The sequence below is a fragment of the Bacteroides sp. AF25-5LB genome (genome assembly GCF_003602965.1).
Classification (GTDB): Bacteria; Bacteroidota; Bacteroidia; order Bacteroidales; family Bacteroidaceae; genus Bacteroides; species Bacteroides uniformis.
In genome coordinates, this window is the sequence record NZ_QTMC01000004.1 from 294,090 (window position 1) to 303,429 (window position 9,340).

10 protein-coding genes are annotated in these 9,340 nt (G+C 40.7%); 1 reads left to right on the top strand and 9 read right to left on the bottom strand.

Annotated elements, in window-relative coordinates:
* The first annotated feature begins 40 nt into the window (after positions 1-40).
* A complete protein-coding gene (locus tag DWY57_RS07120) occupies positions 41-532 on the top strand; it encodes a 3'-5' exonuclease (protein ID WP_119961486.1) in 492 nt (163 codons plus the stop codon).
* A gap of 37 nt (positions 533-569) precedes the next feature.
* Here DWY57_RS07120 and DWY57_RS07125 read toward each other — a convergent pair whose 3' ends face one another.
* The 9 genes from DWY57_RS07125 to DWY57_RS07165 form a co-directional block, all read right to left on the bottom strand.
* Positions 570-2,147: a bifunctional serine/threonine-protein kinase/formylglycine-generating enzyme family protein gene (locus tag DWY57_RS07125; protein ID WP_119961487.1), complete on the bottom strand. Its 1,578-nt coding sequence runs from the start codon at positions 2,145-2,147 to the stop codon at positions 570-572.
* A gap of 9 nt (positions 2,148-2,156) precedes the next feature.
* Entirely contained in the window at positions 2,157-3,209 is a 1,053-nt protein-coding gene (locus tag DWY57_RS07130) for a protein phosphatase 2C domain-containing protein (RefSeq protein WP_165853590.1), read from the bottom strand.
* Between the two features lie 19 nt (positions 3,210-3,228).
* Positions 3,229-3,792, bottom strand: coding sequence for an FHA domain-containing protein (locus DWY57_RS07135; protein ID WP_117600149.1), 564 nt, complete (start codon positions 3,790-3,792; stop codon positions 3,229-3,231).
* A 19-nt stretch (positions 3,793-3,811) separates the two neighbouring features.
* Positions 3,812-4,531, bottom strand: a complete 720-nt coding sequence (locus tag DWY57_RS07140; RefSeq protein WP_227187315.1) for a caspase family protein — start codon at positions 4,529-4,531, stop codon at positions 3,812-3,814.
* 18 nt (positions 4,532-4,549) lie between these two features.
* Positions 4,550-5,458 carry a hypothetical protein gene (locus DWY57_RS07145; RefSeq protein WP_119961490.1) on the bottom strand — a complete coding sequence of 303 codons (909 nt, stop codon included), beginning with the start codon at positions 5,456-5,458 and terminating at the stop codon, positions 4,550-4,552.
* Between the two features lie 34 nt (positions 5,459-5,492).
* Positions 5,493-5,978 (bottom strand): hypothetical protein, encoded by a 486-nt coding sequence (locus DWY57_RS07150; RefSeq protein WP_119961491.1) that lies wholly within the window; start codon positions 5,976-5,978, stop codon positions 5,493-5,495.
* Between the two features lie 141 nt (positions 5,979-6,119).
* Positions 6,120-6,824 carry a DUF3298 domain-containing protein gene (locus DWY57_RS07155; RefSeq protein ID WP_119961492.1) on the bottom strand — a complete coding sequence of 235 codons (705 nt, stop codon included), beginning with the start codon at positions 6,822-6,824 and terminating at the stop codon, positions 6,120-6,122.
* Positions 6,825-6,836: 12 nt separating this feature from the next.
* On the bottom strand, positions 6,837-8,498 hold the full coding sequence (locus DWY57_RS07160) for a serine/threonine-protein kinase (protein ID WP_119961493.1): 1,662 nt from the start codon (positions 8,496-8,498) through the stop codon (positions 6,837-6,839).
* Positions 8,499-8,528: 30 nt separating this feature from the next.
* Positions 8,529-9,164 carry a hypothetical protein gene (locus tag DWY57_RS07165; RefSeq protein WP_207805152.1) on the bottom strand — a complete coding sequence of 212 codons (636 nt, stop codon included), beginning with the start codon at positions 9,162-9,164 and terminating at the stop codon, positions 8,529-8,531.
* Positions 9,165-9,340: the final 176 nt, after the last annotated feature.

The following is a 9,340-nucleotide window of genomic DNA, read 5'->3' on the forward strand; positions in this document are numbered from 1 at the left end:
TGAATTTTTCGTATCTTTGGCGACTATAAAACCATATCGGATGAAAGATTTTGCTGCCATTGATTTTGAAACGGCCAACGAACAGCGTACCAGCGTTTGTAGTGTAGGAGTGGTTATCGTACGTGATGGAGAGATTGTGGACCATTATTATAACCTCATCCGTCCCGAACCGGAGTATTACACTTATTGGAATACCCGCGTGCATGGTCTGACGTTGGCAGATACCCGGGATGCTCCTATCTTTCCCGTTGTGTGGCAGGAAATAGCTCCACACATTGAAGGCTTGCCATTGGTAGCGCACAACAAGGCCTTTGATGAAAGCTGCCTGAAAGCTGTTTTCCGTACTTACTGCATGGATTATCCGGATTATGAGTTTCATTGTACTTTGCAGGCATCACGTCGCGTCCTGAAAGGATTGCCCAACTATCAGTTGCACACAGTGGCAGCTTGTTGTGGCTACCAACTGGAGCAACACCACCATGCATTGGCGGATGCGGAGGCTTGTGCATGGATAGCCAAACAAGTCATATAAAGGAGGAAGTTCATGTGGAATCCCGCTCCGTAGCTGTTTATAAAGCCAATCGTAATCCTATGCTTGCATCATGATACACTTGGCTATTGTTGTTTCTACATGAAACACGGCATCTTCGTGGTGATGATAAATAGCATCCGCCTCGTAGAGTCCGATTTGAGCCATATTCGTAGAAAGAGGAACACCATTCTTGAATGTTTCCGCTCATGTCATACAATCCCAATTCATTCGGTCTTTTTAAAGCCACGGGATGGGTGTGATGTTCGCTGTTCTCATCATACCATGCAACTTCATCAATAGAATTTGAACCGGCGTATTTATACCCTTTGCTTTGATTTCCTCCTCGTGCCGCATACTCCCATTCTTCTTCGGTTGGAAGACGGAACTTGCGTCCGGTAACATTGTTTAGTCTTTGAATAAAATCTATGCAGTCAATCCATGATATATTCTCGATAGGAAGATTCTCCTCTTTGGATTCCGATTGATAGTTTCCCATAATCGCATTCCATAATTTCCGGGTAACAGTGGTTTCTCCCAAGTAGAAGTTCTGTATATCCACTCTTTTGTTGCTTTTTTCGTCACTATAGGCTTCGTGCTCTTGTTCTGAAGTAGCTCCCATCATGAAAGTTCCTGCTTCAACGAAACACATTTTGAATAAAATTCCTTTTACGTCAATTGATAGATATTGGTGGTCTGTCCTTTTTTGTATAACCGTGTTTTCCTTAGAAGAAGATGTACCGTCTTGAGGATGTTCATGAGGCTCCATTGCTATCAGGGACAGAAATTCTGTAATAGATTGTGGCCTTTGTTTGCGTGCTGGAGCCATACACTTTTCTATTGCAGTTGCTATTCTGGGAGCTATATAATCTGGAATTGTTAATCCTTCGTCTACAATGTCAGAAGCTTCGGGCGGTGTTTCTCCAGTCAGTAACTTATACATGGTAGCGCCTAATGAATAAATGTCTGTACTGGGCATGAACATGCTTGTACCACCTTGTCTATATTGTTCTATGGGGGCATAACCTTTACTGATTCCTGTAGGAGTGGTGCTCGTTTGACTTCCGTCTATATCATATCGTTTGGAAATTCCGAAATCTATTAATACAGCATCTTCCTCACCTCTGAGCAGAATGTTGGAAGGCTTGATGTCTAAGTGTAAAATCTTCTTTTGATGGATATACTGTAATGCTCTAGCTGTTTGGCAGATGTAGTTTAATGCTACCGCGGTGTTTAACTTCCCTTGCTTCTGTATTAACCTGTCCAAAGAGTCTCCGTCAATATATTCCATTACATAATATGCAGTTGCATTTTCCTCAAAAATGTCATGAATGCGGATGATATGCGGATTGTCCATCTGGGCAATGGTTTGAGCTTCTTTTATGAATTTTATTCGGAAACGGTCCACTATATCTCGACTACCTTGTGAGCCCAGAAGAACTTTGGAAGTAGTCTCTTCGCGTTCACAGTATTCTTTCATAAAGAACTCTTTAATGGCGACAGATCGGTTCAGTCCCGTCTGAAGCCCTAAGTAAGTAATGCCAAAACCACCTTGGCCAAGTACTTTTTCTATTTTATATTTGCCTCCTTGCAGAGATGTTTCCGGTAGTAGCTGCATATTCTTGGATTATTCTTGTAATATAGTGTTTTCTATTTGGTGATTTGTCTTGGAATGCTCTTTCTCCCCCTTTATAGCTTTCAACAGAACGAAAGAAGCGGCGTAGATAACGATAAAAAGTAATATGGCGAATGCAAGAATCTTGACAATCGGCAGCCTGCGCTTTTGTCTCTTATCCTCTTTAGTTTCAGCGCTCTTTTTCCCCTCTCTTTCGATTGTCCTTGTTCCAGCAGTCATGACACGGTTGTCCGGAACGGATTCTATAGGACTTTCTTCTTTGCCTTTTTCTTCTTTTGTATAATTATCCGGAATTAAGTCTAAAATATGAATAAGAAATGCAGAATGATTATCCCGGTTGTTTTCACTGACCTTGGTCAGGATTTGTATTTTTTCATCATCTGTTGTGTCAGGGTCAGAGAGGATATTCAGCAAGTCACTATCGTCAGTTTCCTCTAACATGCCATCCGAGCACATGAAGAAATAGTCACCGGGGCGGATGTCTGTAATATGTTTTATGTCTGCTTTAGGACGTCTTTCCAGGTTGGGTTGCATGGCACGGGTAATGACATTCTTCTGCTTTGAGGTTTTCATCTCTTCAAGGGTGATTTCACCGATGTCATATAGGTCGTTTATCAACGAGTGATCTCTTGTGTGGAAAATGTATCTTTCAGAAGGTCGGATATGATAGATGCGGCTGTCACCGATATGGGCAAGCAGGCATCCGCCACTATGAAATTTCAGAAGAGTCATGGTGGTCCCCATCTTTTTGGCGGCACCATTATCCTTTTGGTCTAATAAATCATAGGCTGCATTGAGCGCCTCGTTAAATTGCTCGTCTGTGAAAGCCCCTTCCGGTGAAGTTTGTGACAAGATGTATTCACTCATCGTTTGGCATACTGTCTGGCTGGCAACCTCACCCGACTCATGACCACCCATTCCATCGCATACGATAAACAGGCGGTCTTCTGCCGTTACTTCACCTGATACGGGGAAGATGGAATCTTCCTGATTGCTCCGTTGTCCCAATTCGTAGATAGTTAAGGGGTTTAAAACATATTTCATATCCAATTTTGTTTTAGGTTTAAATGATTGTATCATCTTCAGAAAGAAGTATGAATTTCAATGTCGTATTCGACATTTTTATGATTTCACCTCCATGCAGTATGATACGGTCACCATTTTCAATTAATCCAGAATTGATATAAGTGGCATTTTTGTTTTGAGCATTCGAAAAATAGTGTATATAACCACCGGTTTTCAGTTTGCGTACCTCAATAATGGAATGTGAACGGCTCATTGTAAGGTCATCTGTATCAATCTGTACAGTGGCGTTTGATGTTTGTGCCTTTCGTCCGATTGTATTTATCCCTAGGGATAAAGTATACATATGACTTGTGCCAATTTTCTGAAGTTTGCCGATACTCTGATTTTTTGAATGGTCAATGTGGGTTTCATCTCCCATGGTGGTGTCATCATTTTCATTCGGTGGAGTATATTGTTGTTTGGGAACTTTGTAGTCAATGTACTTTGATGCCTTTTTGCATACTGGGCATGGAATACTCTTGGTTTCCAGGCCTGCTATCTTTTTTATAGTCAGAACGGCACCGCAGTTCGGACACTTGATTCTTAATAATTCTGATTCCATTTGTTCTATTCTATTATTGTTACCATATCATTACCGGCATAGAATCGCTGAACTTACCCCACATGACAGGGTGCTGCTTGTCCCTTGACAGCTTTTTTACCCCTTGGCTGACAAATTCGAAAAGCTCTTTAGCTGTGATGATCCGATCACGGTTTACGTCGGCTCCGCCTCGTAGTCCCCGTTGCAGGCATGTTGTGAAGAACCCGTTTTTCATGGAAGGAGACTCTATAGAGACTTCATTTTCACGGGAAGAAAGGAACAGCATTACTTTTAATGAAGAGGGGGATATATTCGATGAGTTTCTACGTGGTTCTCTCATCTTTCCAGAGAAACATGCATCTGCAAATATCATTTTGTTCTTGGCTGCACTTTTTGCCATTGTTTTCTTGATGTCTTGATAAGTAATCATTGCATCATAGCCCACAAATCCACCTTTATATCCATGACCACTAAAAAAAAGGACAATGATGTCTTTGGCTGAGGCTTTATTGAAAATTCGCGTCATACTGCTTAATACATTACTTCGGGTGGCTTGTGCATCGGTTAATAATATTGTTTCTGCTTTATGATTTTTCTGATATATCCATTGTATGGTCTCTGCATCTTTGGCAGGCAATGTTAAATCATTCTCTGTGCCGGGATAGTCTGCAATGCCTACGGAAACTAAATATATATTCTGTGCCAGGCTTTGCAGGCTAAACAAGCATATGCATATCAGTGAAAATAATATCCGCTTCATTCTCATCTTGTCCGTTGATTAGGCAAATCCGCTGGAGTCAGCATCATTAATATAATCAGGCATATCTGCCAGATAATCATCCGAGGGTATTGCATCCATCTGCTGCTGCAAATCGGCAACTTCCAGTCCTTGGTCTTGTATGTTGTAGACTTCATTTTCGCTGATTACTCCATCTCCATTTACATCGGCTCCCATCAGGTCGAAAGTGCCGTTATGATCCACATCTACCACATAAACTTCTTGTCCGTTTATTTCCAGTTGTCCGATGGTAACCATCGAGCCGTCATCCATGGTTTCATCACTGATTCCTACAATCTGAACTTCATCTTCAACGTGTGCATTTTCATGTTCCACATTGACTATTTCCGGTTCTTCCGTTGCATGATGTTCCGCTACATTATGGCTCTCTTCTGTAGCGTGTTCTGCTGTCTCGTGATTTCCCGAACCACTTGCTCCATAGGAAACGCGGCTTCCGAATTCTGCCCGCTGTTCTGGTGTCATGTCACTCCATTCATTGGCGTAATATGTACCGTATACGTCACCGTGCCATTCAAAGACTCCTCCCGGTCCTACCTCCTGGCGCGCTGCTGCAAAGGCTTCGCTGAAAGACATATCGTCACTGACTGTTGCAACCGGTAACCCTTCTACAGAGATGTGTGAGTCTGGAGAAACGGGAGTAGAGCCATGGCTTGTTGCTGACTGGCTGCCGTGGCTGGGAGCGTCACTGTCATTGGCGGCACTGGAAGAGCTGGTGAAAAAGGTACTGGCGCCACCTAATAAAATTCCAGATATGCCACCTATTGTTACATGTTTCCATGAACTGGCTTTTTTCGCAGGCTGTTCCTTTGAGGTGCTCTGATTGTTGTTCGGCAATGTTTCTTCGTTGTCGTTCTGTTGCTGGTTAAGAATGGTGTCTTCTGAGTTCATAAGGCTGATATTTTTTAGTATTAATAATGTCTTTTCATATAGAAAACAGCTGACTGTCTTCTACAATGGTATCATCACTGTATATAGCATTGTCCAGCAAAGGAATATCCATCGTTTCTCCTGCTACCCAGTCCATGACGTCTTGCATATCTGATTGAAAGATATCTCCTTCGTCTGGATATTCAATGTCTTCGATGACAATTTCATCATTCTCCGTACTGGCCATGTCTATCGCTTCACTTTCAGCCGGAGAAAGAGGGTCTATGGTGTAGGCTATGTCTGCAGTGACGGGATCTGATATTTCTATAGATACAGTTTCTGGTTGTATCATCTCATCAGTGCTGCTTTCCTCTGCAATTTCCAGTGTCTCGTTGTCTTCATTAGAGTCAGTTTCCCATGCTCTTGTTGAATAAGCTGCTGCTGCAAAAGCCGCTCCTCCTATTGCTGCTCCCGCGCTTGCAGCTACTCCAAGATTCTTAGCGTATTCTGACTCTGAGACTTTTAACTGCTTCTTTTCCATAACCAATGTTTTCTTTTATGTTTCAAAGATATTGATTTGAAATGATAACCTATATAAGGATTTGTGTATATTACATGAAATGCGGTGATTCTTGTATGAAATAACCGTATAGGTGGTCATTCTCAAGCTGATGAGGTCGTTTTATTCATCAAAGAATGTTTTTGCTGTAGAAGTGACGTGGTTCTTGACTTTGCTGATGGGTATCACAAAGGAGGGAGCGCCTGCTGCGTAACTGGCAATTTCATAGGGAGCATACGAGAAGAAAACACCATCTTTTGTAATCCATGGGTCTGTTTCGGGCAGAGGGAGGTTGTTGATATTGTATAATTCGTTGTTCAGTTGAAGGTTGTCCATCAGCTCGTCATCGGTCACCACCCCGAAATATTTTTTCAAACCAGCTTTTATGTCGTTTTGTATCGCATAAGGGCGCATAATCATGTCTTTTGAGAATTTTTTTCCATCAATTTTCCCTTTGGCATTAATTTCTTGTGCCAACGATTTTCCAATGATATATTCCATGCTATAGTAGGAAGTGTCATTCTCCTGAAATACGTCAAGCACTCGTATAATATTCTTGTGATTGAGGTCTGAGCTAATCTTAGCCTCTTTTAGAAATTTCTTTTGAAACTTCTCTACAAATTTTTTCTTACTGGTTGTTGGCACTGTTACTGTGCCCGACACATTGTCACGCTCACAATATTCTTTAAAGAAAAACTCCTTTATAGCGACTTTTTTGTCGGTTAGCGTTTGGGTGGCCAAATAGGTGATGCCGAACCCTCCTTGTCCTAAGACTGTTTCTATTTTATATTTTCCTCCTTGCAGAAGAGTTCCGTTTTGTAATTGCATAATCTATAAGATTTATTGATGTGTTATATGGTTGATTGCGAGTAGTAGTATGATTGTTGCAGAAAATAAAATCGCATGAAGCTTCTTTCGAGGTGATAACCAAAATATGAGCAAGTCTGGTAAGATGACAAGGCTTGTTATGGTGATAATTCCTCCTACTCCTATGTTGGGTCCAATTATTAGCATTAGAGTCATGACTCCAGCAAAGATGGCCATAAAGCTTTCTTTTGCTATGCTTATGACCTTTGCTCCCTCTTCAGGGGGCGTTTTATTAGAAACTACTGTGAGAACAGTTTCGTTGAAAGAAGGAATTTGGGAAGTGATGGCCCTTTGAAGCCTTGAGAATATGCCATGCCAGTTTTTGGGCAATTCATTGGTGCGTAATTCATCTAAAGCCTCATACTCCACCTTTATATCTGCATAGGATTTTTTTGTAGAGAAGAGGGAGAATCGCATGCGGTAAAAAATATCTGGTGCATTATCCACTTCATAATTGAATGAGTCATAAGCTGTTTGTAAACTTAACTCTCGTAGGTTTGATAATAGTTTTTTGAATTTTTGAGAGGTATATGGATAAGTATAAGTCTGTATCTTGGTTTCTGGTATAGTGAATGCTTTTACGGTAAGTGCAATAGAGTTTGCGGTGATTATAATATCTGTAGAAAAATTTCTATCACTTCCCATGAATACCTTTTCTAATGATAGGGTTATTTTGTTTGTTTCCGGCAAAACTATCAATGAATTATCTTCAATAAGAATGGTGTCTTCTGCATGACCTCCTTCAATTTCCTGGATAAAAGTTTCTACAGTTTGTGTTCTTGCATTCTTTTCTGGTTTCATTGCATGCTGTATGGCAGTAATGGTCTTGTTACTGATGTTTCTTTCTTGCAATTCGGCTTCCGGAAAGCCATAGTTCATAATATTAGAAGCATTGGGAGGCGTTTTTCCGGTCAATGTTTTAAATAATGTAGCTCCTAAGGCATAAATATCGATTGTTATAGGAAAACCTTCTCCATCGCGATAACAGCTTTGTTCAATTGGGGCATAGCCTGGGGTGCCATATCCGATGGCAGTACTTGTTTCAGGTTCTCCTTGTGAATTGTATTGTTTGGAAAGACCGAAATCGATTAATACTATAGAACCATCTTTACGCCGCATTATATTCTTCGGTTTTAGATCAAGATGCAACATCCTATTGTTATGCATGAATTGCAGTGCTTCCCCTATTTGACGGATGCATGTCAAAGCTTCTGATTCGAAGAGACCGTTTTCTGCTTTTATATAAGAATCAAAACTCCCGCCTTCTAAATATTCCATTACGTAATAGCAAGTATTGTTTGCTTCAAAAGCTTCCAGGATGTCTACAATATGTGGATGTTTGAGTTTTGAAAGATTCTTGGCTTCCCGAAGGAATTTTGTTTTATATTCTTTAAAAGCCTTTTCATTGGAACAAGTTACAGTAGTGCCCTCCCTACCATTGAAATTCTTCTGAAAAAATTCTTTTATGGCTACTTGTGTATGGGTATTTAGGTAACCTAACTCTCCTTGAAGTTGTATTGAAGCAAGATAGGCTATACCGGAAGACCCCTGGCCTAAAATACCTTCAATCTTGTAATTGTAAGAATTACCAGATAGAATAGTACCTTTTCTTAATGATTGTTGAGTTCCTTGCATATTAACTTTGAATTTTGTTTTAAATGTTGGTCACTTTGAAACGGGACGGACAGAACATCCAAGATAGCGAAGGGTGAAGCTTAGCTGATATTGGGTGTTGCTGAAAGAAAGGTAGTTTGAATATCCCGTGGAGTATAAAGTCCCTGACCAATAATAGCCAAAGTTTTTTTGACTGCCAATGTTAGTGCCATAGCGTTGACCTACTGCTGGTAAGAAAATGTAATTTCCACTGGGGCCTGTTATCATATACCCATTGCTCCCTTTATATGAAGTCCATTTCCATGAACATTTCTCGCATAATTCCAACACTTCATTTTTTGTGGGTAAACGCCAGTTTTCTCCCCATTTAATGTGAGCTATATCATAATTGGTGCCGCATATATTGGAGGGTGGATTGTTGTTGGGATAATCAGTATTATTTGTAGATGTATTGTTTCCTGTTGGGTCTGCCCAGCCATATAAGCCTCCATAATCTTCCGGAGAACTTGCACCTACATTCCAACTTGCCCATTTTACACTTAATCCTAAATCAATTGGTTGGGCTGGAAGATTAGGGATTGGATTTTCTATTGCAACTGCTGTATCAGAGTTCTGAGCAGGCACATTGTAGCTTGTTTTGTTTATTACAAAAATAGAGGTTACCAACAATATTAATATTGCAATCAACCATATTTCCCGGTTTGAAAGATGATTGGCTCGTTTGGGAGGAATGTTGGGTGAACCCGGTTCTTCTTCTGCCTTTGGGGAGATAGAGGGAATTATAGTTGTTTCAGATTCTTCTTCATCCTTAATTCCGCAACACTATTATAAAATATTTTTTTTAAGTACCTGAGCAACAAAAA